The sequence below is a fragment of the Streptomyces sp. NPDC006326 genome (genome assembly GCF_040612915.1).
Lineage (GTDB): Bacteria > Actinomycetota > Actinomycetes > Streptomycetales > Streptomycetaceae > Streptomyces.
The window spans coordinates 79,956-103,759 of the sequence record NZ_JBEXRC010000026.1; the positions used below are offsets into that span (position 1 = coordinate 79,956).

Annotated in this window: 24 protein-coding genes and 1 other RNA gene; 11 read left to right on the plus strand and 14 right to left on the minus strand. The window is 73.7% G+C overall.

The genetic code is table 11. The features are described from left to right. Positions 1–12: 12 nt before the first annotated feature. Positions 13–774 (minus strand): SDR family oxidoreductase, encoded by a 762-nt coding sequence (locus ABZ128_RS21005; protein WP_356850209.1) that lies wholly within the window; start codon positions 772–774, stop codon positions 13–15. Between the two features lie 117 nt (positions 775–891). On the opposite strand from ABZ128_RS21005, the gene ABZ128_RS21010 reads away from it, so the two are divergent. Together ABZ128_RS21010 and ABZ128_RS21015 are read left to right on the plus strand one after the other, a co-directional pair. Further along, positions 892–2,241 carry a multidrug effflux MFS transporter gene (locus ABZ128_RS21010; protein ID WP_356850211.1) on the plus strand — a complete coding sequence of 450 codons (1,350 nt, stop codon included), beginning with the start codon at positions 892–894 and terminating at the stop codon, positions 2,239–2,241. 32 nt (positions 2,242–2,273) lie between these two features. Further along, on the plus strand, positions 2,274–3,293 hold the full coding sequence (locus ABZ128_RS21015; protein WP_356850213.1) for a small ribosomal subunit Rsm22 family protein: 1,020 nt from the start codon (positions 2,274–2,276) through the stop codon (positions 3,291–3,293). A gap of 13 nt (positions 3,294–3,306) precedes the next feature. Here the strand turns inward: ABZ128_RS21015 and ddaH are convergent, their stop codons facing one another. Then, positions 3,307–4,116 (minus strand): dimethylargininase, encoded by an 810-nt coding sequence (gene ddaH, locus ABZ128_RS21020; protein WP_356850214.1) that lies wholly within the window; start codon positions 4,114–4,116, stop codon positions 3,307–3,309. Positions 4,117–4,316: 200 nt separating this feature from the next. On the opposite strand from ddaH, the gene ABZ128_RS21025 reads away from it, so the two are divergent. Together ABZ128_RS21025 and ABZ128_RS21030 are read left to right on the plus strand one after the other, a co-directional pair. Then, positions 4,317–4,934 carry a TetR/AcrR family transcriptional regulator gene (locus ABZ128_RS21025; RefSeq protein WP_356850216.1) on the plus strand — a complete coding sequence of 206 codons (618 nt, stop codon included), beginning with the start codon at positions 4,317–4,319 and terminating at the stop codon, positions 4,932–4,934. 244 nt (positions 4,935–5,178) lie between these two features. Further along, positions 5,179–5,928: a bifunctional DNA primase/polymerase gene (locus ABZ128_RS21030; protein WP_356850218.1), complete on the plus strand. Its 750-nt coding sequence runs from the start codon at positions 5,179–5,181 to the stop codon at positions 5,926–5,928. Positions 5,929–5,983: 55 nt separating this feature from the next. Here the strand turns inward: ABZ128_RS21030 and yaaA are convergent, their stop codons facing one another. Continuing rightward, complete coding sequence (yaaA, locus tag ABZ128_RS21035; RefSeq protein ID WP_356850220.1) at positions 5,984–6,784, minus strand: peroxide stress protein YaaA; 801 nt, start codon at positions 6,782–6,784, stop codon at positions 5,984–5,986. A gap of 102 nt (positions 6,785–6,886) precedes the next feature. Between yaaA and ABZ128_RS21040 the strand changes: the two genes are divergently transcribed. Continuing rightward, a complete protein-coding gene (locus ABZ128_RS21040; RefSeq protein ID WP_356850222.1) occupies positions 6,887–8,329 on the plus strand; it encodes an RNB domain-containing ribonuclease in 1,443 nt (480 codons plus the stop codon). Between the two features lie 92 nt (positions 8,330–8,421). On the opposite strand, the gene ABZ128_RS21045 is transcribed toward ABZ128_RS21040, so the two are convergent. The 5 genes from ABZ128_RS21045 to ABZ128_RS21065 form a co-directional block, all read right to left on the minus strand. Beyond that, on the minus strand, positions 8,422–8,823 hold the full coding sequence (locus ABZ128_RS21045) for a hypothetical protein (protein WP_356850223.1): 402 nt from the start codon (positions 8,821–8,823) through the stop codon (positions 8,422–8,424). Between the two features lie 95 nt (positions 8,824–8,918). Beyond that, positions 8,919–9,281, minus strand: coding sequence for a hypothetical protein (locus tag ABZ128_RS21050; RefSeq protein ID WP_356850224.1), 363 nt, complete (start codon positions 9,279–9,281; stop codon positions 8,919–8,921). Positions 9,282–9,351: 70 nt separating this feature from the next. Next, a complete protein-coding gene (locus ABZ128_RS21055) occupies positions 9,352–9,870 on the minus strand; it encodes a hypothetical protein (protein ID WP_356850226.1) in 519 nt (172 codons plus the stop codon). Positions 9,871–9,952: 82 nt separating this feature from the next. After that, on the minus strand, positions 9,953–10,699 hold the full coding sequence (locus ABZ128_RS21060; RefSeq protein ID WP_356850227.1) for a peptidoglycan-binding protein: 747 nt from the start codon (positions 10,697–10,699) through the stop codon (positions 9,953–9,955). Further along, entirely contained in the window at positions 10,699–11,028 is a 330-nt protein-coding gene (locus tag ABZ128_RS21065) for a hypothetical protein (RefSeq protein ID WP_356850228.1), read from the minus strand. The genes ABZ128_RS21060 and ABZ128_RS21065 overlap by 1 nt, the downstream gene beginning before the upstream one ends. 271 nt (positions 11,029–11,299) lie before the next feature. On the opposite strand from ABZ128_RS21065, the gene ABZ128_RS21070 reads away from it, so the two are divergent. The 3 genes from ABZ128_RS21070 to rnpB all read left to right on the plus strand — a co-directional run bounded on the left by ABZ128_RS21070 (position 11,300) and on the right by rnpB (position 13,979). Next, positions 11,300–12,193, plus strand: coding sequence for a helix-turn-helix transcriptional regulator (locus ABZ128_RS21070; RefSeq protein WP_356850229.1), 894 nt, complete (start codon positions 11,300–11,302; stop codon positions 12,191–12,193). A gap of 216 nt (positions 12,194–12,409) precedes the next feature. Next, entirely contained in the window at positions 12,410–13,429 is a 1,020-nt protein-coding gene (locus ABZ128_RS21075; protein ID WP_356850231.1) for a LuxR C-terminal-related transcriptional regulator, read from the plus strand. Between the two features lie 140 nt (positions 13,430–13,569). After that, positions 13,570–13,979: RNase P RNA component class A (gene rnpB, locus ABZ128_RS21080), an RNA gene on the plus strand. Between the two features lie 105 nt (positions 13,980–14,084). Here the strand turns inward: rnpB and ABZ128_RS21085 are convergent. From ABZ128_RS21085 to ABZ128_RS21095, 3 genes are read right to left on the minus strand one after another with little or no spacing between them, the layout of a single operon-like run. Then, positions 14,085–15,416, minus strand: coding sequence for a bifunctional RNase H/acid phosphatase (locus ABZ128_RS21085; protein WP_356850232.1), 1,332 nt, complete (start codon positions 15,414–15,416; stop codon positions 14,085–14,087). Beyond that, a complete protein-coding gene (locus ABZ128_RS21090) occupies positions 15,416–16,159 on the minus strand; it encodes a C4-type zinc ribbon domain-containing protein (RefSeq protein ID WP_356850243.1) in 744 nt (247 codons plus the stop codon). Before ABZ128_RS21090 ends, ABZ128_RS21085 begins: the two co-directional genes overlap by 1 nt. Then, positions 16,156–17,013: a Nif3-like dinuclear metal center hexameric protein gene (locus ABZ128_RS21095; protein WP_356850233.1), complete on the minus strand. Its 858-nt coding sequence runs from the start codon at positions 17,011–17,013 to the stop codon at positions 16,156–16,158. The genes ABZ128_RS21090 and ABZ128_RS21095 overlap by 4 nt, the downstream gene beginning before the upstream one ends. Before the next feature lie 233 nt (positions 17,014–17,246). Here ABZ128_RS21095 and ABZ128_RS21100 point away from each other — a divergent pair, with 233 nt between their 5' ends. Continuing rightward, positions 17,247–18,329 (plus strand): hypothetical protein, encoded by a 1,083-nt coding sequence (locus tag ABZ128_RS21100; RefSeq protein WP_356850234.1) that lies wholly within the window; start codon positions 17,247–17,249, stop codon positions 18,327–18,329. Positions 18,330–18,355: 26 nt separating this feature from the next. Continuing rightward, on the plus strand, positions 18,356–19,003 hold the full coding sequence (locus ABZ128_RS21105) for an HAD-IA family hydrolase (protein WP_356850236.1): 648 nt from the start codon (positions 18,356–18,358) through the stop codon (positions 19,001–19,003). Positions 19,004–19,058: 55 nt separating this feature from the next. On the opposite strand, the gene ABZ128_RS21110 is transcribed toward ABZ128_RS21105, so the two are convergent. From ABZ128_RS21110 to ABZ128_RS21120, 3 genes are all read right to left on the minus strand, one after another. Next, on the minus strand, positions 19,059–20,000 hold the full coding sequence (locus tag ABZ128_RS21110; protein WP_356850237.1) for a 3-oxoacyl-ACP reductase: 942 nt from the start codon (positions 19,998–20,000) through the stop codon (positions 19,059–19,061). A gap of 70 nt (positions 20,001–20,070) precedes the next feature. After that, entirely contained in the window at positions 20,071–21,147 is a 1,077-nt protein-coding gene (locus ABZ128_RS21115; protein WP_356850239.1) for a Zn-dependent alcohol dehydrogenase, read from the minus strand. 22 nt (positions 21,148–21,169) lie between these two features. Beyond that, positions 21,170–22,024: a MaoC/PaaZ C-terminal domain-containing protein gene (locus ABZ128_RS21120; protein WP_356850240.1), complete on the minus strand. Its 855-nt coding sequence runs from the start codon at positions 22,022–22,024 to the stop codon at positions 21,170–21,172. Positions 22,025–22,231: 207 nt separating this feature from the next. Between ABZ128_RS21120 and ABZ128_RS21125 the strand changes: the two genes are divergently transcribed. Next, complete coding sequence (locus tag ABZ128_RS21125) at positions 22,232–22,591, plus strand: DNA-binding response regulator (protein ID WP_356850245.1); 360 nt, start codon at positions 22,232–22,234, stop codon at positions 22,589–22,591. The last annotated feature ends 1,213 nt before the right edge of the window (positions 22,592–23,804 follow it).

The following is a 23,804-nucleotide window of genomic DNA, read 5'->3' on the forward strand; positions in this document are numbered from 1 at the left end:
GCCGCGCGCCCGTCAGCCGCGCCCGATGTACGGCATGGCCGTGGCCATCACGGTGGCGAACTGCACGTTCGCCTCCAGCGGCAGCTCCGCCATGTGCAGCACCGTCCGCGCCACGTCGGCCGCGTCCATCACCGGTTCCACCGCAAGCTGACCGTTGGCCTGGAGGATCCCGGTCTGCATCCGCTCGGTCATCTCGGTGGCCGCGTTGCCGATGTCGATCTGGCCGCACGCGATCCGGTACGGCCGGCCGTCCAGCGACAGCGATTTCGTCAGGCCCGTCACGGCGTGCTTGGTGGCCGTGTAGGCGATCGAGTTCGGCCGCGGCACGTGTGCGGAGATCGAGCCGTTGTTGATGATCCGGCCGCCCTGCGGGTCCTGCTCCTTCATCTGCCGGAAGGCCGCCTGTGCGCACAGGAACGCCCCGGTCAGGTTGACGTCGACCACCGAGCGCCAGGCCTCGTAGCCGATGTCCTCCAGCGGGACGCCGGCCGGGCCGAAGGTGCCGGCGTTGTTGAAGAGCAGGTCGAGACGGCCGTGGCGTTCGCGGACCGTGGCGAAGAGGGCGTCCACGTCGTCGGGATCGCTCACGTCCGCCCGTACGCAGAGGACGTCCGCGTCGGGGCCGGCCGCCCGGGCGGTGTCCTCCAGCGGTTCGATGCGGCGGCCGGCCACCGCCACCGACCAGCCGGCCCCGGCGAGGGCGAGGGCCACGGAGCGGCCGATCCCCGATCCGGCCCCGGTCACGACGGCGGTCTTCTTCCCTGGTGCGTTCATGGGGCCGCAGAGTACGTCACATACGACATTCGTCCACGGACGTTCCGATAGCTGAGAGCATGGGTCGGCCGGGGTACGAAAAGACGACGAAATACCTGACGAACAGACAGGAGTCCCATGTCGGAGAGAGGCCCTTCGACGGCCCCCTCGCACGAGCCGTCCCCCGAGACACCTCCCGAGACCCCCTCCCGCGGACCCTCTGCTCCGGACACCGCCTCGGCCCCCGCGACCTCGGCGCGCCGCACCGGACTGCTCGTCACCTTCATACTCGGCGGACTCAGCGCCCTGCCCCCTCTGTCGATGGACATGTACCTGCCGGCCCTGCCGCAGGTCACCAGCGCGCTGCACAGCCCGGCCGCCACCATCCAGCTCACCCTCACCGCCTGCCTCGCCGGCATGGCGGTGGGCCAGCTCGTCATCGGCCCGATGAGCGACAAGTGGGGGCGGCGCAGGCCGCTCCTGACCGGCATGGCCGTCTACGTGCTCGCCACCGCCATCTGCGCCCTCGCGCCGACCGCCGAGCTGCTGATCGGTTTCCGGCTGCTCCAGGGCCTGGCCGGGTCGGCTGCCATCGTCATCGCCCGGGCCGTCGTGCGCGACCTGTACGACGGGGTCGAGATGGCCCGCTTCTTCTCCACCCTGATGCTGATCTCCGGCGCCGCCCCGATCATCGCCCCGCTCATCGGCGGCCAGGTCCTGCGGTTCGCCGACTGGCGCGGGGTGTTCGTGGTCCTCAGTGCCGTCGGGCTCGTCCTGACCCTCCTGGTGTGGCGCAGCCTCGGCGAGACCCTGCCGCCCGGGCGCCGGCACACCGGAGGCGTGGGCTCCGCGCTGCGGACCATGCGGGGGCTGCTCGCCGACCGGGTCTTCGCCGGGTACACGCTGACCGGCGGCTTCGCCTTCGCCGCGCTGTTCTCGTACATCTCCGCCTCGCCGTTCGTGGTGCAGGAGATCTACGGCGCCTCGCCGCAGGCCTTCGCCCTGCTGTTCGGCCTGAACTCCGTCGGCCTGATCGCGGCCGGCCAGGTCAACGGCAAGCTGCTGGCCGGCCGGGTCAGCCTCGACAAGGTGCTGGCCGCCGGGCTCGCGGTGATCACGGCCGCCTCCGCGGGCCTGCTGCTGATGGCGTCCGGGGTGTTCGGGAAGGTCGGGCTGGTCCCGATCGCGACCGGGCTGTTCGTGCTGATGTCGGCGATGGGCGTGGTCCTGCCGAACACCAACGCGCTGGCCCTGACGCGCACCCCGCACGCGGCGGGCTCGGCCTCGGCCCTGCTGGGCACCTCCTCCTTCCTGATCGGGGCCGTGGCCTCGCCGCTGGTCGGGATCGCGGGCGAGGGGACGGCCGTGCCGATGGCGGTGGTGCAGCTGGTGTGCTCGCTGCTCGCGGCGGGCTGCTTCGCCGGGATGTGCCGCCCCTGGCGGGAGCCCGGGGCCGCCGCCGCGGCGGGCGGCCCGGCGCAGGCGTGAACCGGGCGTCCCCGGCGCCGTAAACTTCGGTGGTGAACGCCTCCGCCCCGGCCCCCGGCCCCACCACCGCCGACACCCTCCGCTCCGCGCTGGACGGGCTGCTCGACGGGCTCCCGCCGAAGCAGGCCGCGGCCGCCGTCGAGCGGCTGATCGCCAGCTACCGCGGCCGGACCCCGACCGACGCCCCCGTGCTGCGGGACCGCTCGGACGTGGCGGCCTACGCGGCGTACCGGATGCCCGCCACCTTCGAGGCCGTACGGGCCGCCCTGGACGGGCTCGCCGAGGCCGCTCCGGGCTGGGCACCGGACTCCCACCTCGACGTGGGCGGCGGTACGGGCGCGGCGACCTGGGCGGTGGACGCCACCTGGGACGGCCCGCGGACCACCACGGTGCTGGACTGGGCCGAACCCGCGCTCGCGCTGGGCCGGGAGCTCGCCGCCTCCTCGCCCTCGGCGGTGCTGCGCGGCGCCGAGTGGCGCCGGGCCGTCATCGGAGCCGGCCTGGCGCTCCCCGAGGCGGACCTCGTCACCGTCTCGTACGTGCTGGGCGAGCTGACCCCCGAGGCCCGCCGGGCGGTGGTCGCCGAGGCGGCCCGCGCCGGGCAGGCGGTGGTGCTCGTCGAGCCGGGCACGCCCGAGGGGTACCTGCGCATACGGGAGGCCCGCGAGCAGCTGATCGGGGCCGGGCTGCGGATCGCGGCGCCCTGCCCGCACGACGGCACCTGCCCGATCGAGGTCGGGCAGGACTGGTGCCATTTCTCGGCGCGGGTCAGCCGGTCCTCCCTGCACCGCAAGGTCAAGGGCGGCTCCCTCCCGTACGAGGACGAGAAGTTCAGCTACGTGGCGGCGACCCGCTTCCCGGTGGAGCCGGCTCCCTTCCGGATCACGCGGAGGCCGCAGATCCGGAAGGGGCTCGTCCTGCTGGACCTGTGCGGTCCCTCGGAAGGTCCCTCCTCGGGGCTGACCCGGGCCACCGTGACCAAGCGCCACGGTGACCTCTACAAGGCGGCGCGGGACGCCGACTGGGGCCAGGAGTGGCCGCCGGGCAGCTGACCCGGCCTCCGCGTCACATCCGCAGCTCCTGGGTGCAGCACTTGACGCTGCCGCCGCCCTTGAGCAACTCGCCCAGGTCCATCGGGACCGGCTCGAATCCGCGCTCGCGCAGCGGGGCGAACAGTCCCACCGCCGCCTGCGGCAGCAGGACGTTCCTGCCGTCGGAGACGGCGTTCAGGCCGAGGGCCGCCGCGCTCTCCCCGTCCGCGATCAGCGCGTCCGGGAACAGCCGCTTGAGCACGGCCCGGCTGCCGGGCGAGAAGGCCGGCGGGTAGTACATGACCTCGTCGCCGTCGAGGACGCACAGCGCCGTGTCCAGGTGGTAGTAGCGCGGGTCCACCAGGTCGAGGCCGATGACCGGACGGCCGAAGAACTCCTGGGCCTCGTCGTGCGAGAGCGGGCTGGAGCGGAAGCCCCGGCCGGCCAGGATGTAGGTCGCGGTGACGGCGAAGTCGCCCTCGCCCTCGTTGACATGGGACGGCTCGTGGACGTCCTCGAAGCCGTGGGAACGGAACCAGTCGAGGTGGATCTCCGCCTCGGCGGCGCGTTCCGGGTAGGCGAACCGGGCACCGAGCACCCGGCCGTCCACGACGAGGGCGCCGTTCGCCGCGAAGACCATGTCGGGCAGAGCGGGATCCGGTACGAGCGTCTCGACGGTGTGGCCGAGGGCGCGGTAGCGGTCCCTGAGGTCTTCCCACTGGGCCTGGGCCAGGGGCAGGTCCACCGGTTTGGCGGGGTCCATCCACGGGTTGATGGAGTACGTGACCTTGAAGTGTGCGGGTGGGCACATCAGGTAGCGCCGGGGTGTGGCGTCTCTGCGCAAAGAAGGCTCCTCACGACTCACGGAGATGTGAAGAGAATCGTCTCTCCTTACCGGCAACCGCGCAGTGCACCGACGGGGTGGTTTACGGAAAGGACACCGAACGACTCCGCACCCCCGCCCCGAGGACCGGCCCCCGCAGCGCGCCGGAGGGGACCGGGAACGGCCCGGGACGAGAGGTCCCGGTTGGTAGGTTGGCCGCCATGAGCAGCCGGCCCCCCGCCCCGAAGACGCCCGACGCGAGCCGCCGCAGCGACCGCTCCCGGCGGGCCATCCTCGACGCCGCCCTCGCACTGGTCGGAGAGGTCGGCTACAACAGGCTCACCATCGAGGCCATCGCCGCCCGGGCGGGCGTCGGCAAGCAGACGATCTACCGGTGGTGGCCCTCGAAGGCCGCCGTACTGCTGGACGCCTCCCTGGCACTCGCGGGGGACGCCGAGTCCGACGGCGGCGGGACCGGCTTCCCGGACACCGGGGACCTCGCGGCCGACCTGAAGGCGGTGCTGCGCGCGACCGTGGACGAGTTCGGCGACGAGAAGTACGAGGCGCCCGCGCGGGCCCTGACCGCCGCCGGGGCGACCGACCCTGAGCTGGGCGCCCGCTTCACCGAGCAGTTGCTGGAGCCGCAGCTCGCCCTGTACGAGGCCCGGTTGCGGGCGGCGCGGGACGCCGGGCAGCTGCCGCCGGACGTGGACCTGCGCCTCACGGTCGAAATGCTGGTCGGACCGGTCACCTACCGCTGGCTGATGCGGACGGCGCCGCTGACGCACGCGTTCACGGACGCGCTGGTCGACCGGGTCCTGGACGGCGTCCGGGGCTGACGGGGCGTCGGCAAGGTGGCGAAGGTCACCGGCCGGTGGCGGGCGGGTGAGCGGCCGGGAACAAGAGGCGGAATTTTAGGGGGATGTGGGGGATTTCCCGCCACCGGACCGATTCATTCCGGCCGCTGTACGGGCGCCTTCACCGCCTGCGCCCCGCCCCCGGTCGGGCAGTGCGGTCACACGGGCCGCCGGATGGTGGGACCATGGGACGGTCTGCCAGGGCAACCGTGAGGTGAGGGGATAGATGGGGTCCGAGTCCGGCCGCGTCAAACGCGGCGAGCAGAGCAGGATTTCCCAGTGGCTGCGCCGCCGCCAGAAGCCCTCCCCCGAGGATCCCGGCCGCGCACGCGAGGCCCTTCTGCTGTCCGTCGCCGCAGCGGGCCTGCCGCTCGCCCCGGCCGCCCATCCGGCCGGATACCGGTGTTCGTGCGACCGCATCGGCTGTCCCACCCCCGCGCGGCACCCGCTCTCCTTCGCCTGGCAGACGCAGTCGACCACCGACCGGGCGCAGATCGAACGCTGGGCGCGCAACGAGCCGCAGGCCAATTTCGTCACCGCGACCGGCATGGTCCACGACGTGCTGGACGTCCCCCTGGAGGCCGGGGCCGTGGCGCTCGCCCGGCTCCTGGAGGCCGGCGTGGAGGTCGGCCCGGTCGCGGAGTCGGGCGGCACCGGCGACCAGGCCCGGATGCTCTTCTTCACGGCCACCCGCGGCACCCCCGAGGACGAGGACGAGTGGTGGCCCTGCGAGCTGGACTGCCACCCCGAGACGATGGACGAGCACCCGGGCCTGCGCTGGCACTGCCGTGGCAGCTACGTGCTGGTGCCGCCGGCCGCGCTGCCCGGTGACCTGGCGGTCAGCTGGATCCGGGGCATGGAGCACCCGCTCCCCGACCCGCTCACCCTGCTCGAAACCCTGACGGACGCCTGCGCGGCCTACGCGGGCGCGGCCGGCCAGACGCCCGCCACGGTGGCCTGGCCCCTCGGCCGCTGACCCCGGCCGGCCCGGGCGGCCCGCTCCCGCCGGCCGGGCCGGTGCCGCCCGGCCGTCAGTGGATGCGGGTGACCACCACGTCCAGGGACCAGGCCTTGGCCGGCTTCGCGGGGGCTTCGGCCTCGACCACGTAACCGAGGTCCCGCAGCGCCGTGACCAGCTCGGCCGGCGAGTCCGGTGCCGCGCCCGCCAGCAGCAGGTCCCGGACCAGCCGCCCCTTGGTGGCCTTGTTGAAGTGGCTCACCACGGACCGCTTCTCCACCCCGTCCACCGTCTGCGCGTGCAGCACCCGTACCGTCGCCGTGCGCCCCGCGACCTCGCCCTTCGGCTTCCAGGCAGCGGCGTACGCGGCGGACCGCAGGTCCAGCACCAGCCCCTGCCCCGCCGCCTCGGGGAGCACCTCGGCCATGGGCCCGCGCCAGTACGCGCCGAGCGCCCCCAGCCCGGGCAGTTTCACGCCCATCGAGCAGCGGTAGGACGGGATCCGGTCCGAGATCCGCACCGCGCCCCACAGGCCGGAGAAGACCAGCAGCGACCGCTCCGCCCGGGCCCGCGCCCCGTCCGGGAGCTCCGCCAGGCCCAGCGCGTCGTACAGCACGCCGGTGTAGACCTCGCCCGCCGGCCGGGCCGGCGCCGAGCGCAGGCCGGCGTTCTTCGCGACCTCGCCGCGCAGCCCCTCGCTCAGGCCGAGCACCTCGCGCGCCTTCAGCTCGTCGCCCGCACACAGCTCGACCAGCTCCTCCAGCACCGCCGCCCGCGCCGGAGCCAGCCCCGGCAGCGACAGCGTCTGAGGCTCCAGGGGTGCGCCGGAGCCGTCGGCGGCCTTTCCTTCGGACGGCGGCAGCAGCACGAGCACGGTGGATCTCCTTCGGTACGACACGGCGCAGGGGGTGCGGCCCCCGAGCCAGGGTAGACGGCTCGCCGTGCCCCGACCGCCCGTCCGGCCTACGCTCGATCCATGCCACGCCGTCACATGCACATGGCCGGCGCAGACGGGGCTGCCCTGCGGGCCGCGCTGCGGGAACTGCGGACGGAGCTGGACGTGCCCGGGGAATTCCCGCCCGCGGTGCTCGCCGAGGCCGAGGAGGCGGTCCGGGCTCCGCGGCTGCCCGACGCCGACGCCACCGACCTCCCCCTGTTCACCATCGATCCGCCCGCCTCCCGCGACCTCGACCAGGCCATGCACCTGGAGAAGCGGCCCGGCGGCGGCTACCGCGTGCACTACGCCATCGCCGACGTCGCCGCCTTCGTCGCCCCCGGCGGCGCTCTCGACGCCGAGGCCCACCGCAGGGTGAGCACCCTGTACTTCCCCGACGGCAGGGTGCCGCTGCATCCACCGGTGCTCTCGGAGGGTGCGGCCAGCCTGCTGCCCGGGCAGACCTGCCCGGCGCTGCTGTGGAGCCTCGACCTGGACGCCACCGGGCGCGTGGAGACCACCGACGTCCGCCGGGCCCTCGTCCGCAGCCGGGCCAGGCTCGACTACGACGGCGTCCAGCACGCCATCGACTCCGGCACCGGCGGCGAGGCGCTCGCCCTGCTCGCGGAGATCGGGCGGCTGCGCGAGGCCCTCGAACAGCAGCGCGGCGGCATCTCGCTCAACGTGCCCGAGCAGGAGATCGTCGCCCGGGACGGCTCGTACACCCTGGCCTACCGGGCCCCGCTCCCCGCCGACGGCTGGAACGCCCAGATCTCCCTGATGACCGGCATGGCCGCCGCCGAGCTGATGCTCGCCGCCGGGACGGGCATCCTGCGCACCCTGCCGACCGCCCCCGACGGTGCGGTCGGGCGGCTGCGGCGGGCGGCGAAGGCCCTGCGGATCGACTGGCCGCACCACGTGCCGTACGCCGAGCTCGTCCGCTCCCTCGATCCGCACGACCCGGCCCACGCCGCGTTCCTCCAGGAATGCACCACCCTGCTGCGCGGCGCCGGGTACACCGTCTTCACCGGCGGGCACGTCCCCGACCCGGTGCTGCACGCGGCGGTGGCGGCCCCGTACGCGCACTGCACCGCCCCGCTGCGGCGGCTGGTGGACCGCTACACCGGCGAGCTGTGCGTGGCGGCGGTGGCCGGGGCCGAGCCGCCCGCCTGGGCGGTGGCGGGGCTGGCCGCGCTCCCGCAGCGGATGGCGGACGGGATGCGGCTGGCCAACACGGCCGAACGGGAGTGCGTGGACCTGGTGGAGGCGGCCCTGCTCCAGGGCCGGATCGGCGAGACCTTCGACGCCACCGTGATCGACATCAAGGAGCACGAGCCGCTGGTGGGCACGGTCCACCTGGAGGAACCGGCGGTGGTCGGCCGGGTCGAGTCCACGTCGGCGCGGCTGCCGCTCGGGGACCGCATCCGGGTCCGGCTCACGCAGGCGGACCCGGGCCGGGCGAAGGTGCTGTTCGCCCCGGCGTGAAGCGCCGGTCACGCCGGCGGGTGCCCCGGCGGGGGAACGCGCGCGGGCCGGAACCCCGCCGACGGGGTTCCGGCCGCACGCCACCGGGGTGGTCAGGAGGTGACGTTCCAGTCGAGCGTGCCGCTCCAGGCGATCTTGATCTCGCTGACGTCCGCCGCCACGGCCAGGCAGAAGACCGTGCCGGACTTGAAGTTCGACCCGAGCAGGTGGCGGCGGCCGTCGCCGAGCTCCACTCCCGCGCCGTGCACGGAGGGGCTGCCGCACTTGTACCACATGGCCTTGATCGCGGTACCCGGGTTGTTGATCTTGAGGTACACGTTCGAACCGTTGGCCGTGACGGTCCGCCCGGTCGGGTAGTACGTGTAGCTCCCGCCGGCCTTGCCGGACACGTTGGAGGAGGACGCGTACGCCGGCCCGGTGGCCAGGACGAGCGCACCGGCCAGGGCGGCGCCCGTGACCAGGGCCTTGCGCGGGGTGCCGTGGAGGATTCGCATGGTCGCGAGGGCTTCCTGTGAGAGGGGCTGGGGAGTCAGGGCAGGGCCCTCGTACCGGGCGCGGCCGCGATGCGGCGCTTCATGACCGCGCTCGTTCAGCAGTTGGCGGACGTGGTGATGCGGATCTTGTCCACGGTGCCGACGCTCTTGAGGTCCTCGCGCAGCTGGCCCGCCTTGAGGCAGATGGTCTTGCCGTTGGTGAAGTGGAGCAGCGTGCCACCGCTCCTGCGGGTGCTCCACGCCTTGTCGGCGCCCTTGCTGGCGACGAGCGTCTGGTAGCCGGAGGTGACGTCGTGGTACTCGCCGGTCCGGGTGGAGTAGCCCTTGAAGAAGCAGACGGCGTTGACGCCGCAGCCCAGCTCGTCGGCCTGGGCGGCCGGGGCGGCGATCAGGCCGGCACCGGCGATGGCCAGCGCGCCGAGGGCGACGGACAGCTTCTTGTGCAGGGAGAGCTTCATGGCATGGGTCCTCTCGGGAACGGAAGGCTGAGCGGGACGCGGCCGCGCGCGGCCGCAGGGCGGTGCGGAGTCAGGAGCCGGCCGCGTTCGTGCAGGCCTGGGAGCCGCCGCAGTAGGTGATGTCGAAGTGGTTGCTCTCGCGGGCGTAGACGTTGCCCGCCGAGGAGCGCCAGCGCTGCGCCCCGTCGCTGCGCGGGGCGATCTTCGTGAAGCTGGAGTGGATGTAGTTGGTGATGCAGGTGTTCGGGTTGATGTCGGCCTTGTAGCCGTTGTAGTGGCTGTAGGTGCCCGAGGCGTGGCCGACCTCCGTGCCGCCGGTGACGTTGATCGCGCAGCCGCTGGCGCTCTTCAGCGTCTTCAGCCCGTCCACCGTGGCCTGGTTGATCTGCTCGAAGGAGGTGCACGTGCTGTTCGAGCGGGTGGTGCAGTTGCCGCTGGAGGACCAGGTGACCCCGGCGCCCCGGAGGGCGGAGGCCGCCGCGGACTGGGACAGCTTCGAGACGGCGAAGGCGTTGCCGGGCAGGGCGATCACCGCCGCCGCGGCGAGGGATCCGGCGGCGAGGGTGGTACGGCGCAGCGTGGCGCGCATGAGGTGTCCTTCCTTGTATGGACAAAAGGGGTGAGGGTGGAGCGAGGAGTGGCCAGGGGTGACATGAGGAGCAGGACGCGGGCTAGTACCAGTGCGGTGAGCGGGACTTCCACATCTCGTACGCCTTGCAGGGCGTGCCGTACCGGTCGTCGATGTATCCCAGGCCCCACTTGATCTGGGTGACCGGGTTGTTGGCCCAGTCGGGGCCCGCGGCGGCCATCTTGCTGCCGGGCAGGGACTGCGGGATCCCGTACGCGCCGCTGCTCGGGTTGGTCGCGTACACCTTCCAGTTGCTCTCGCCGGTCCACAGGCTCTTGAGGCAGCCGAACTGTGCGGACACCGTCCAGCCGTGCGCCCCGAACTGGCTCTGCGCCACCTGGTACACGGTGCGCGGGACGCCCATGGCCGACATGGTGGCCGGGCCGGCGATCCCGTCGGCGCCCTGCCCGTGACCGCCCTGCCAGCGTGTGACCGCGGCCCTGGTGCCGTCCCCGTAGAGACCGTCCGCCGCGACCCCGGCCTTGCGCTGCACCGCCTCCACCTGCCGGTGCAGGGCGAGTTCGCTGCGGTCCCCGTAGGCGCCGTCCTCGGCGAGGCCGTTGTCCTGCTGGAACTCCTTGAGCGCCGCCCGGGTGGCGGGGCCCTGGACACCGTCGATCCCGCTCGCGGGGAGGTAGCCGAGACCGGCCAGGTTCGTCTGCTCCCAGCGCACCGAATCGACGGCGTACGCCTGCGACGTACTCAGCGCCGGTACGAGCAGTGCGGCCGTGAGCAGGCCGGCGGCCGCGGCCGGCAGACGCAGGCTCCGGCGGGTGGCGGATGTGCCCATCACTCTGGTTTCTCCAAGTCGGGTGTGCCGAAGGGGTCGAGGTGGTCGAGACGGATCTCCCGCGCCGTCCACCCGGACAGCAGCGGCGAGGTGGCCAGGGCGCGCCGGGCGCTGCGCAGCGCCGCCGACCGGGCCGCCGCCGCCGAGTCGGCGAGGGCGTAGAGCACGAGGTCGGCCCGTCCCGGTGAGGTCCGCACGCTCACGTGCTGCGGCTGGTCGGCCGGTTCGGTGCACGCCCACAGGACGTCGACCAGGACGTGCCGGTCGAGATGCCGGTGCGGGGCGAGCGGACCTGCCGTCAGTTCCACCGCCGCCATCGCGAGGTGCATGGTCGCGGTCAGTCCCAGATGAGGCCGAGGAAACCGAAGAACACGAGGCGGCCCTCCCTGTCGGTATGAGTCGGTTTCAGCCGCTGTTCTCCGGCTGCAGCAGAAGCATCGCGGGCGGTCGGCCTGCCCCGGAAGGACTTCGGGGTGAGAGCAAGTGGTCCTGAATGCTTGGTGTCACGGCGGGCGGACCTGGCCACCGCGGCGGCGGGCCTGTCATCATCTGCGCACCGCGGCACGACCGGCCGCGCAACAGCAGGGGGAGGGCCCGGAGATGGGGTCCGTCGATGTTCACGCACAGGCTGCGCCGGCGGTGGGACCCCGCTCGGCGCGCCGCCGTCCGGCCGCGGCGCTGCGGCCCTTCATCATCAACTACACGGGGTTCCACACGGAGTTCAGTACGCCACGGCGCCGCCTGGAACTGCCCACCGGTTACGTGACGGTGGTCTTCGTCTTCACGGAGGGCCTGTGGGTGACCCGCACGGAGGTGCTGGCACCGACCCGGCTGCGGGCCGCCTCCCGGGCCATGATCAGCGGCCCGCGCACCGTCCCGACGGTCGGGATGCACTCGGGGTCGGTGAGCGGGCTGGAGGTGAACATGAGCCCGCTCGGGGCCTACCGGCTGTTCGGCATCCCCATGGCCCACTTCGAGGACGCCCACGTGGACCTGACGGAGGTGATCGGTCCGGCGGGCCGGCACCTGACCGACCGGTTGCAGGCGCTCGGCTCCTGGGAGGATCGTTTCTCCCTCCTCGACGAGGTGTTCTGCGCCCGCCTGGACGGGGGCCCCGCCGCGGCGCCCGAGGTCCGCGGGGCGCTGTCCCGGCTGTGGGCGGGCGGCGGGTCACTGGCCCGGGTCGCGGAGGAGACCGGGTGGAGCGCCCGCACGCTGCGCGCCCGGTTCCGCGACCAGGTGGGCCTGTCACCCAAGGCCGTGGCCCGGGTGTTCCGGCTCCAGCACGCCCTGCGGCTGCTGTCCTCGGGGCTGGCCCCGGCCCGGGTGGCGGCCGCCTGCGGGTACCACGACCAGGCGCATCTGAGCCGTGAGGTGAAGGCGATGACCGGACTGCCGCCCTCACGGTTCGTGAAACTGCGCGGCGGACTGCCGCCCGGATCGGCCCTGGACCGGATGCCGGGCCGGATCACGAGCGTGGTGCTGTCGGGCTAGGCCGGCCTTGCGCCTTCCGGCTTCGGCTTCCGGCTTCGGCTTCCGGCTGTGCCGGCCCGCGGCCCTTCCGGGCTTGCGGCGCTCGCGGCTTCCGGATGCCGCCGGCACGCACCGCCGGTGCCCGCCCGGCCCGGGGGCGTGCCGTTTTTGACAAGACAGGGGTGCGTGGGCTTGCCACGCTTCTGCGCACCACTCGTCACCCACGGAGGATCCGCCTTGTTCCCGACCCTCGGGCTCGATCCGGCCACCGAGGCCGTCTACCGGCTCATGGCCACCCGGCCGGAAGGCTGGGGCGTAGAGCAGATCGCCACCCATCTCGGCTGCGGGGAATCCCGCGTACGGGAGGCCCTGGACCGGCTCGCGCAGGCCTCGCTGCTGCGCCGGTCGCGGGCCGTTCCCGGCACCTGGCGGGCGGTCAGCCCGGAGCTGGGCGTGCAGCTCGCGCTCCGCCGCCACCAGGAGGAACTCGACCGGCGCCAGCGGGAGATCACCGAAAGCCACGAGGCCGTCTCCCGGATGATCTCCGAGCTCCGCCTCGGGCCGTCCCCCGGCTCCGGGACCGGCCCGGACACCGCCGGCGGGCTCGCGGCCGACGGTGAACGGCTCCTCGGCATCGACGCCGTCCAGGCCCGTCTCGAACTCATCGCCGAGCAGGCCGAAGGGGAGATCTGCACCTTCATGCCGGGCGGCGGCCAGTCACAGGCCGCCCTCGACGCGGCCCGGGAGAACGACGCCCGGCTGCTGGCCCGCGGAGTCGGCGTGCGCACGGTCTGCCTCGACAGCGTCCGCGGCAGCCGGCCGACCCTCGGCTACGCCCGCTGGCTCACCGACAACGGCGGCGGCGTACGGACCGTGCCCACCCTCCCGCTGCGCATGATCCTGGTGGACCGGGCCCACGCCCTGGTCCCGCTCGACCCCGCCGACACCCGCGCCGGGGCCGTCGTCCTGCGGCTCGCCGGAGCGGTGGCCGCCCTGACCGCCCTCTTCGAGCAGGTGTGGGAGGCCGCTCTGCCGCTCGGCTGCGACCGGCCGCGCGACGCGGGCACCGGCCTGACCCCGCCCGAGCGGGAGCTGCTGCGGCTGCTCAGCCAGGGCCTGACCGACGAGGCCGCGGGCCACCAGCTGGGCGTCTCGCTCAGCACGGTCCGCCGGTCCATGGCCGCCCTGATGGAACGGCTCGGTGCGCGCAGCCGCTTCGAGGCCGGCCTGCGCGCGGCCCAGCGCGGGTGGCTCTGACGCCCGCCCCCGGCCGCCGCGCTGCGGCAGCCCGTCACGGGGGGCGGGCCGCCGCAGCGCGGCATCCCTGCGGGGAAGGCCTGCCGCCGCGCCCCGGTCAAGTGCGGCATCGGGCGCGGGTAGCATGGTCCCTTGCAGAACAACCGGAGCGGACGGCCGCGTCGGGATCCCCGGATCCCGCCGAGGAACGTCCGGGCTCCAGAGGGCAGGGTGGTGGGTAACGCCCACCCGGGGTGACCCGCGGGACAGTGCCACAGAAAACAGACCGCCGGGGGCTTCGGTCCCCGGTAAGGGTGAAACGGTGGTGTAAGAGACCACCAGCGCCTGAGGTGACTCAGGCGGCTAGGTAAACCCCACCCGGAGCAAGGTCAAGAGGGGCCGGCCGTTTTCGGACGGCGGGCCCTGCGCGGACGATCGAGGGCTGCCCGCCCGAGTCCGCGGGTAGACCGCACGAGGCCGGTGGCAACACCGGTCCTAGATGGATGGCCGTCTCCCCGGCGACCGCGAGGTCACCGGGCGACAGAACCCGGCGTACAGCTCCGGTTGTTCTGCACTCGACGAGCGGAAGGGCCCGCACCCCCGGGGTGCGGGCCCTTCGCCGTACGGATCCGCCGTACCGGTCCGCCGACCGCGGCCGGCGGTCATGGGCCGGCGGTCAGCGCAGGTGCGAGGTGTCGTTCAGCAGCCGCACCGACGCGTTGCCGTCCGCGTAGTACGCCACCGCGGACAGCGAGGCCGCCGACAGCTCCATGCGGAACAGCGACTCCGGCGGGGCGCCGAGCGCCAGGCGGACCATGATCTTGACCGGCGTCACGTGCGTGACCAGCAGCACCGTACGGCCCGCGTGCGCGGCGAGCAGCCGGTCTCGGGTGGCCGAGATCCGGCGGGTCGCCGCCGCGAAGCTCTCGCCGCCGCCCGTGGGGGCCGCCTTCGGGGAGCCCAGCCAGGCCTGGAGGTCGTCGGGGAAGCGTTCCTGCACCTCGGCGAAGGTCAGGCCCTCCCACGCGCCGAAGTCCACCTCGCGCAGCCCCTGCTCGACGGTGACCGGCAGCCCGAGGCGGTCGGCGACGGCCTGCGCGGTCTCCCGGCAGCGCCGCAGCGGGGAGCTGACGACCGTCTGGACCGTGCCGCGCGCGGCCAGGGCCTCGGCCACCGCCGCGGCCTGGCGACGGCCGGCCGGGGACAGCTCCGGGTCGCTGCCGCCGCTGCCGGAGAAGCGCTTCTGCGGGGTCAGGGCCGTCTCGCCGTGACGCAGCAGCACGAAGGTCGCCGGCGCCCCCATGTCGGGGCCCCAGCCCGGCGTGGCGTGCGGGGCCCGCCCGGCGGCGGGTGCCGGGGACGGGATGCGTCCGGGCCCGCCGGGGCCCGCCTCCGCGGGCGGGGGGCCGGCCGCCGGCCGGCCCGCCGGTGCGGGGGCCGACGTACCGGAAGCGGAGGCGAGGGCCGCGCGGACGGCCGCAGCACCCGCCGCGGCGTCTCCGGGCGGGCCCGCCGGGGGCGGGGTGGCCAGGGCGCGCGCCGCCGAGGCGTCCAGGGCCGCCGTCGAGGCCGAGGGCTCCCACTGCCTGCCGAGCCGTCCCGCGTCCATGGCCTCGTTGGCCAGCCGGTCAGCGTGCTTGTTCTGCTCGCGCGGGATCCACTGGTACGTCACGTGCGCGGGCGGCAGGATCGCCGCGGCCTGCGCCGCGAGGGGCTTCATGTCCGGGTGCTTGATCTTCCAGCGGCCCGACATCTGCTCGACGACGAGCTTCGAGTCCATCCGGACCTCGACCCGCGCGTCCGGGTCCAGTTCACGCGCCGCCGTCAGGCCCGCGATCAGACCCTTGTACTCCGCCACATTGTTCGTCGCGACACCGATGTACTCGGCGCGCTCGGCCAGCGTCTCGCCGGTGGCCGGGTCGAGGACGACCGCGCCGTAGCCGGCGGGCCCCGGGTTGCCCCGGGAACCGCCGTCGGCCTCCACGACCAGCCCGGCAAGCCGCTGCATCAGATGCCCGAGTCGGCCGTACGGACCAGGATGCGGCCGCAGTTGTCGTGGCGGACGACCTGGTTCGGGGCCGCCGCCTTGATCTCGTTGACCTCGGCCATGTCCAGCTCCAGGCGGCAGCCCTCGCAGCGGCGCTGGTACAGGCGCGCGGCGCCCACACCACCCTGCTTGACGCGGATCTTCTCGTACAGGGCCATCAGGTCGGCCGGCATGGAGGCGACGATGACCTCGCGGTCCTTGGCGACCTTGGCCGCCTCGGCGTCGAGCTCCGCGGTGGCCGCGTCGCGGCGCGCGGTGGCGTCGGTCAGCTTGGCTTCGAGGGCGGAGACCCGCCCGGTGAGCTCGGTGACCCGCTCCTGTGCGGCCTCCAGGCGCTCCATGACCTCCAGGACGACGTCCTCCAGGTCGCTCTGGCGCTTGGCGAGGGAGACGACCTCGCTCTGCAGGTTCGCCAGGTCCCGGGCCGAGATGCCCGCGCCGGAGTCCAGCCGCTGCTGGTCGCGCGCCGCGCGCTGGCGGACCTGGTCGACGTCCTGCTCCGCCTTGGTCTGCTCACGCGCGGCGTCGCTCGCCTGCGTCTGGGCCGCCACGAGCAGGTCGCGCTGCTGCGTCAGGTCCTTGGTCAGGGAGTCGACCTCGGCGTGCTCGGGCAGCGACTTGCGCTTGTGGGCGAGCTGCGACAGCCGGACGTCCAGGGCCTGGACGTCGAGGAGTCGGATCTGGTCGGCGGGCTCGGCGTTCAGTTGGGGGCTCCATCGGTAGAAGGGGACGGTTCGGAGGGCGCGTGCGCCGTCCAGGGGTCGGTGACCGTGCGCGACACGTGGGTCCGCAGACCCCAGCCGTGGCGCTCGGATACGGCGTCGAGCTCGGCCGCGGCCTGCTCGCACCAGGGCCACTCGGTGGCCCAGTGGGCGGCGTCGACGAGGGCGAGCGGGCTCTGCTCGCGGGCTTCGGACGCCGGGTGGTGGCGCAGGTCGGCGGTCAGGAAGGCGTCCACGCCCGCGGCCCTGACCTGCGCGAAGAGGCTGTCACCGGAGCCGCCGCTGACGGCGACGCGGCGGATGACGGCATCGGGGTCGCCGGCGGCGCGGATGCCCTGCGCGGTGCGCGGCAGCCGGGCGGCGGCGCGGGCGGCGAACTCCCGCAGCGTCTCCGGGTGGTCGAGCTCGCAGATCCGGCCGAGGCCGCGGCGGCCCTCGGGGTCGGTGGGGTCGGGTACGAGCGGGCCGGTGACGCGCAGGTCCAGGGCGCCGGCGAGGGCGTCGGAAACGCCGGGGTCGGCGGTGTCGGCGTTGGTGTGGGCGACGTGCAGCGCGATGTCGTTCCTGATCAGCGTGTGCACGACACGGCCCTTGAAGGTGCCGGCCTCGACTGTGGTGGTGCCGCGCAGATAGAGCGGGTGGTGGGTGACGACCAGGTCGGCGCCCAGCTTCACCGCCTCGTCGACGATCTCCTGCACGGGGTCGACGGCGAACAGGACGCGGGAGACCTCGGCGTCGGGGTCGCCGCAGACCGTTCCGACCGCGTCCCACTCCTCGGCCCGCGAGGGGGGCCAGAGAGCGTCCAGCGCGGCGATGACTTCAGAGAGACGGGGCACAGGCCAAGGCTACCGTCCGTACGGGAGCACGAGGGTCCCCGCCGGATCCGCCCGGCCCCGGCCCGCACCGGGCCCCTGCGCCCACCTCCCGCCGCGCGGGCACCGCCCAGCACAACCGCCCCCGCCGGCACCGGCGAACCGCACGGCGGCCACCCGTACGTGTGAAGCGCAGGTGGTCGTGTTGTTCGGGTGGAAGTGCGAAAACTAGCTTCCTCACCGGAGGTGACGCACGGATGACTGTCTGTGCCATCGAGATCACGACGACGGCCCGGTTCGCCATCGCCGCGGACGGGTCCTACGCGGCCCGGCTGGCCGGGGACGGCGAGGCGCGCTACCCGGAGCGCTGGACCCTGGCCGGGCCCGAGCCGTATGCGGTGCCGCTCCCGCTGGCGCAGCCGGAGGAGGCTGACAGCGAGGTGCTGGCGCTGGCCGACGGGCGGGTGCTGATCCACCGCCGGGTCGCCGAGCGGCACGCGTTCGCCCTGCTCTACCCGACGGGCGGTCCGGGCGCGGGGCCGCGGACCGGGGAGCTGGTGCTGGGCGCGGTGCGGCCCCCGTCGGGGACGGACGGTGCGGAGGGCGTACGGGTGTCCCTGCTGCCGCCCTCCCCCGACGGGCACGGAGCCTTCGCCCTGGCCGTGTCCGACACCGAGAGCACGGTCTGGCAGGTGGCCGGGGGCGCCTTCGGCCCGGTCGCCCGGGTGCCCGGCCGGTGCTCGGGCGGCGTCTGGCTGGACCGCACCGGCCGGATGCTGGCCCTGGACCGCACCCTGGACGGCACCACCAAGGCCGTGGCGGTGGACCTGGGGCGCGGCGGTGAGGTCTCCCCGCTGCTCCAGATCGCGGAGGGCAGCGAGGACCGGCTGCTGCTGGCCGACCCCGACAGCGGGCTGCTGCTGATCCGCTCGGACGCTCCGGCCGCGGGCGAACCGCGGCTGGGCTGGGGCGTGTTGGGGAGCTCGCGGCCGGTCCGGTTCCCCGAGTGCCTGCGGGGGGAGGCGGGGACGCCGTTCGCGGTCCAGCCCGGGCAGGCCCTGATGCCGGAGACCTGCGGGGTCGCGCTCCGGCTGGAGGGCGGCGGGATCGGGCTGTGGCGCCCCGCCGACCGGCACCTGTTCCGCCTCGGCGCGCCCGCCGGCTGGCTCGGCACCGGCCTGTGGAGCCCGCAGGGCCGCCTGCACCTCCCGTACGCCACCGCCGAGGTGCCCTGCGGGATCACCGGGCTGACGCTGCCGGTGGCCCCGCCGCCGCCGGTACGCCTGGACCCCCCGCCGGCCGCCCCCCGACCGGTACCGCTGCAGCAGGCACCGCTGTAGGGCACTCCCCGTGCTATCCAAGGGCGGTGACGACCTCCGCCCGTACGGGCACCCGCCGCAGCTTCGACGCCGTGCTGTGCGACCTCGACAACGTGATCCGCTTCTACGACACGACGGGGCCCTCCGTGCTGGAACGCGCGGCAGGGCTGCCCGAAGGCACCACCGCCAGGCTGGCGTTCGCCCCGGAGCGGGACGGGCCGCTCCTGCTGGGCCGGATCACCCGCGGACAGTGGACGGAGTCCATCGCGGCGGGGCTCCACGCCGAGGCGGGGCTGCCGGCGCAGCGGGCGCGGGAGTTGGCGACGGCGTTCGCCGAGGCCCCGTTCTCGGCGGACGAGGAGGTGGTCTCCCTGCTGCGCCGGGTCCGGGCGGCGGGGGTCACCCTGGTCCTGGTGACGAACGCGACGCTCGACCTGGAGGACGACCTGGCCGCGCTCGGGCTCGCGGACCTGGCGGACCACGTCGTCAGCAGCGCCCGGGTCGGGGTGGCCAAACCGGACCGGAAGATCTACCAGATCGCGGCGGCGCGCGCGGGCGCAGTGGCGGAGCGGTGCCTGTTCGTGGACGACCGGGCGGAGAACGTCGGGGCCGCCGTCGCGCTCGGGATGACCGGGGTGCACTACCGCGGCCCCGCCGATCTGCACGGGCCGCTCGGCTCCCTGGTGGACGGCTGAGCCGCGGGCCCGGTGCCGTACCCGGTGCGGGGCCCGCGGTTCTCGCGCAGGAGGGTCAGTCGTGCTTGAGGCCGAGGACCTCGGCCGCCGCGAAGGTCTCGTTCGCCGGGCGGGCGGCGTAGTGCGGGGTGAGGAGCTCGTCCAGCTCCTCGAAGGAGAACGCTTCCTTCGAGGTGTCGAACTTCGCCGCCACCCTCGGGCGTTCCATCACGACCACGATCCCGCCGTGCACGACGAACAGCTGCCCGTTGGCCCTCGCCGACGCCGGCGAGGCCAGGTAGCCGACCAGCGGGGCGACGTGCTCGGGGGCCAGCGGGTCGAGCTTGCCCTCCTCCGGGACCTGGAAGCCGGCGAAGACGTCCTCCGTCATCCGGGTCCGCGCCCGCGGGCAGATGGCATTGGCCGTCACCCCGTACTTGGCCAGGGCCAGCGCCGTCGAGGTCGTCAGCCCCACGATGCCCCCCTTGGCGGCGGCGTAGTTCGGCTGGCCGGCCGAGCCGCCGAGGAAGGCCTCGGAGGAGGTGTTGACGATCCGGCCGTAAACCGGCCCGCCCGCCGCCTTCGACCGTTCGCGCCAGTGCGCGGAGGCGAAGCGGGTGGTGTTGAAGTGGCCCTTGAGGTGGACCCGTATCACCGAGTCCCATTCCGCCTCCGACATCGAGAAGACCATCCGGTCCCGCAGGATGCCCGCGTTGTTGACCAGGACGTCGAGCTTCCCGAAGCTGCTCACCGCCAGCTCGACCAGCTCGCGCGCCTGCTCGAAGTCGGCGACGTCCCCGAGGTGCGCCACCGCCTGCCCGCCCGCGGCGCGGATCTCCGCGGCCACCTCCTCCGCCGGGGCGGCCGACGCCTCGCCGGAGCCGTCGCGGCCGCTCTGGCCGAAGTCGTTGACGACGACGCTCGCGCCGAGCCGCGCGAGCTCGATCGCCTCGGCCCGGCCGAGCCCGCGGCCCGCACCCGTGACGACGGCGCTGAGCCCCTCAAGTGGCAGTGACATCTACCGGATTCCTCTCAGAGTGCGATGCTCGGGGTTCGATGCTCGGACTGCGATGCTCGGACTGCGATGCTCAGAGTTCGATGCAGGTCCGCAGGGCCACACCCGTGCGCATCTGGTCGAGGGCGTCGTTGATCTCGGCGAGCTGCACGCGGTGGGTGATCAGGCCCGCCAGGTCGACCCGGCCGGCCCGCCACAGCGCGATGGTGCGCTCGTACGAGCGCAGCACGTCCCCGCCCCCGTACATCGACGGCAGGATCTTCTTCTCGTCGAAGAACAGCGAGAACATGTTGACCGAGTAGTTGTCGTCGAGCGCTCCCGCGCCGACCACGACGACCGACCCGCCGCGCCGGGTCATCTCGTACGCGGTCCGCGTCGTCGCGGACTTGCCGACGACCTCGAAGACGTAGTCGAAGCCCTCCCCGGCCGTGATCCGGTTCTTGGCGTCGGCGAAGGCCTCGGGGGCCACCGCCTCGGTGGCCCCGAACCGCAGCGCCGCCTCGCGCCGCGAGGCCACCGGGTCCACGGCGATGATCTGCGCCGCGCCCTGTACCTTCGCGCCCTGGATGACGGAGATCCCGACGCCCCCGCAGCCGATGACCGCCACCGAGGACCCGGCCTCCACCCTGGCGGTGTTGATCGCCGCACCCAGGCCGGTGGTCACCCCGCAGCCGATCAGCGCGGCGATGTCGTACGGCAGGTCGTCGGGGATGGGGACGGCGCACGCCGCGGGCACCACCATCTCCTCGGAGAACGTGCCGGTGCCCGCGAAGCCGAAGATGTCCCCGCCCGCGCGCCGGAAGTTGGGCGTGGCCACGTTCCCGAAGGACTCCAGGCACAGGTGCCCCTGTCCGCGCTTGCAGGCCGGACAGTGCCCGCAGGGCGGCAGCCAGCAGACGAGGACCCGGTCGCCGATCGCGTGCGAGGTGACCCCGTCGCCGACGTCGGTGATCTCGCCGGCCCCCTCGTGGCCGGGGATGAACGGGGCGGGCTGCGGCAGCACCCCGTTCATCGCGGACAGGTCGGAGTGGCACAGGCCCGTCGCCCTGATGCGGATCCGGACCTTGCCGGGGCCGAAGCCCGCGGTCTCCATGTCGTCGACGACTTCCAGTTTGTCCTGGCCGATCTCGCTCTGCAGTGCTGCGCGCACGGTGCGGCTCCTTGAGGTCGTGTTACGCGTGTTCGACGACGGTGTCGGCGAGGACCGGCGCCTCGTCGCGTTCGACGGCGGTCACCGAGACCTGCACGCGGCCGGGCTCCTGCCACATCCGGATCCGCAGGGTCTCCCCGGGGAAGACGATCCCGGCGAAGCGCGTGCGGTAGGCGCGGACCCGGGAGACGTCACCGTCCAGGACGGTGTCGACGACGGCCTTGAGCGTCATCCCGTACGAGCACAGCCCGTGCAGGATGGGCCGGTCGAAGCCGGCCGTCTTGGCGAAATCGGGGTCGGCGTGCAGCGGGTTCCAGTCCCCCGAGAGCCGGTACAGCAGCGCCTGCTCCTCCCGGATCGGCCGGTCCTCGGTCCGGTCGGGGGCCCGTTCGGGGAGCTGCTCCGTCACGGAGGGGCCGCGCTCGCCGCCGAACCCGCCTTCTCCCCGTACGAAGATCTGCGCGTCGCTGGTCCACAGCGGCCCGTCGGCGTCCTCGACCTCGGTGCGCAGCACGATCACGGCCGCCTTGCCCTTGTCGTAGAGGGCGGCGACCCGCGCGCTGGAGGAGGCCTGCCCCTTGACGGGGATGGGCCGGTGGAGCTCGATGGACTGGCCGCCGTGCAGGACGTTGGCCAGGTTGACGTCGATCCCGGGCGCGGCGAGGCCGCCCATCATGGCCATGCCGGCCCCGGCGACGGTCGCGAAGCTGGGGAGCACGTGGAGCTTGGACTCCAGGGTGTAGCGCAGCTCGTCGGGGTCGGTGGCGGGACGGCCTGCGCCGAGGCCGAGGTGGTAGAGCTGGATGTCCTTGTGGCCCCAGGCGATCTCCCCCTTGCGGGGGTCGGCGGCGAGGGCCCTGGCGGCATCGATCGGCATGAAGACGCTGCTCCCTGTCTTTGGAAGACCTCGGCGCGGCCGTCCGCACCGTCGGCCGCACCGAGGTCGTACACGGGCCGGTTCTAGAACGCGTTCTAGAACCGGTGAGGCCATGTATAACGCACCCCCCGGTACTTGGGAAGACTCCTGACTGCGCGTCAGAGTGCCACCTCGACGCGCCGGGCCTAGGCTGGCGGAGTGGACGAAATGCCCGTGTACCACCGCCCCGCCAGGTCCCTGCGGGTGCTGCTGTTCCCGCCGAACCCGGCGCTGGCGCTCCGGCTGGGCCTCCAGCCGGACATCGAGGTGGTCCCCTCGGCGCTGGCCCGCCCGGCGGTGGCGTTGGTGGAGGACGCCGCGTCGGTGCCGGGGCTGCTGGCGGAGGATCCGGAGTGCAGGGTGCTGGTGCTGACGGGTTCGGCGCACCCGGGGCTGCGGGAGGCGGTGCTCGCGGCCGGCGCGGCGGGGCTGGTGCTGCGGGACGGCCCGCTGGAAGACCTGGCGGACGCCATCCGCCGAGCCTCGCGGGGTGAAACGGTCATCGACCCGTCCCTCACGGGGCCGTGATCTGGCGGGCTGCGGCCCGCGGCTTGGGCCGAGGTCCCGCTGCCGGTGGGGGGGGGCGGGCCCCGCGTCCGGGGTCGGGGGGTTCGGGGGCGTCCCGTCAGTTCATTGTCCTTCCGTGTCGTGCCGGGCCGTCAAGGGCGCTCCTTCGTCGCGTCGCTTCGCGATGGCCTTCGGCCACCCTTGACTGCCCGGCCCGCCCCGGAAAGACAAAGACTGCCGGGAAGCCCCCGAGGAATGGCCGGGGGGACAGATGGACATATGGGCCCATCAGCGATGCAGGCGCCGTCTCCCGTCGCCCGTTCCCCATTCGGGGCCGATAGGCCCCTCTTCCGGGCCCCGGCCGGGTCAAGCCGCAGCCGACGCCAATGAGATGACCATCTGGGACCGACCGCGGCCACCAGCGCCCCAGATCGCTACGCGCTCCTCCCGGCATAGCGTCCCCGGCCCGTCTGTGGCCGCTCATATACGCGACAGATCGCTACACAGCCGGTCCCGGCTTGGCGTCCGCGGCCCGTCCGGGGTTGATCGGACGAGACGACAGGCCCTTCAGCAGGGCAGGCAGGGAAGCGAGGGACTTGCGGACCGCCCGCGAGCAGCCCACTGACCGCACTCTGGACCGATCCAGGCAACATTCGGGCCCTTCGGGCCCCATCGGGGTCCTCAACGATCTCTTAGTGCGCATCTGGGGGCGTACAGAGGCCCAAAAGGAACCAGATGCCAGACTTTTCGTCATCACGCTCAGTCAAAGGCCCACTCGCCGCCCAACCGACCGCCAAACCGGGATAAACCATCCGCTGGCGCATGACTGGCGTCATGACCGCCATCCATGGCGGCCATCCCAGCCCCAGACGGGCCGCGGACGCCAAGCCGGGACCGGCTGTGTAGCGATCTGTCGCGCCTATGAGCGGCCCCGGACGGCGGTCGGACGCCATGCCGGGAGAAGCGCGTAGCGATCTGAGGCGATGGTGGCCTCTCCCGGCGCCGGATGGTCATCTCATTGGTCTCGGCTGCGGCTTGACCCGGCCGAGGCCCGGAAGAGGGGCCTATCGGCCCCGAACGAGGAACGGGCAACGGGAAATGGCCCGGGCATCGCTGATGGGCCCGTCCCGGAACGTGAACCCCCGGCCATCCTTCGGGGGCTTCCCGGCAGTCTGTTGTCTTTCCGGGGCGGGCCGGGCAGTCAAGGGTGGCCGAAGGCCATCGCGAAGCGACG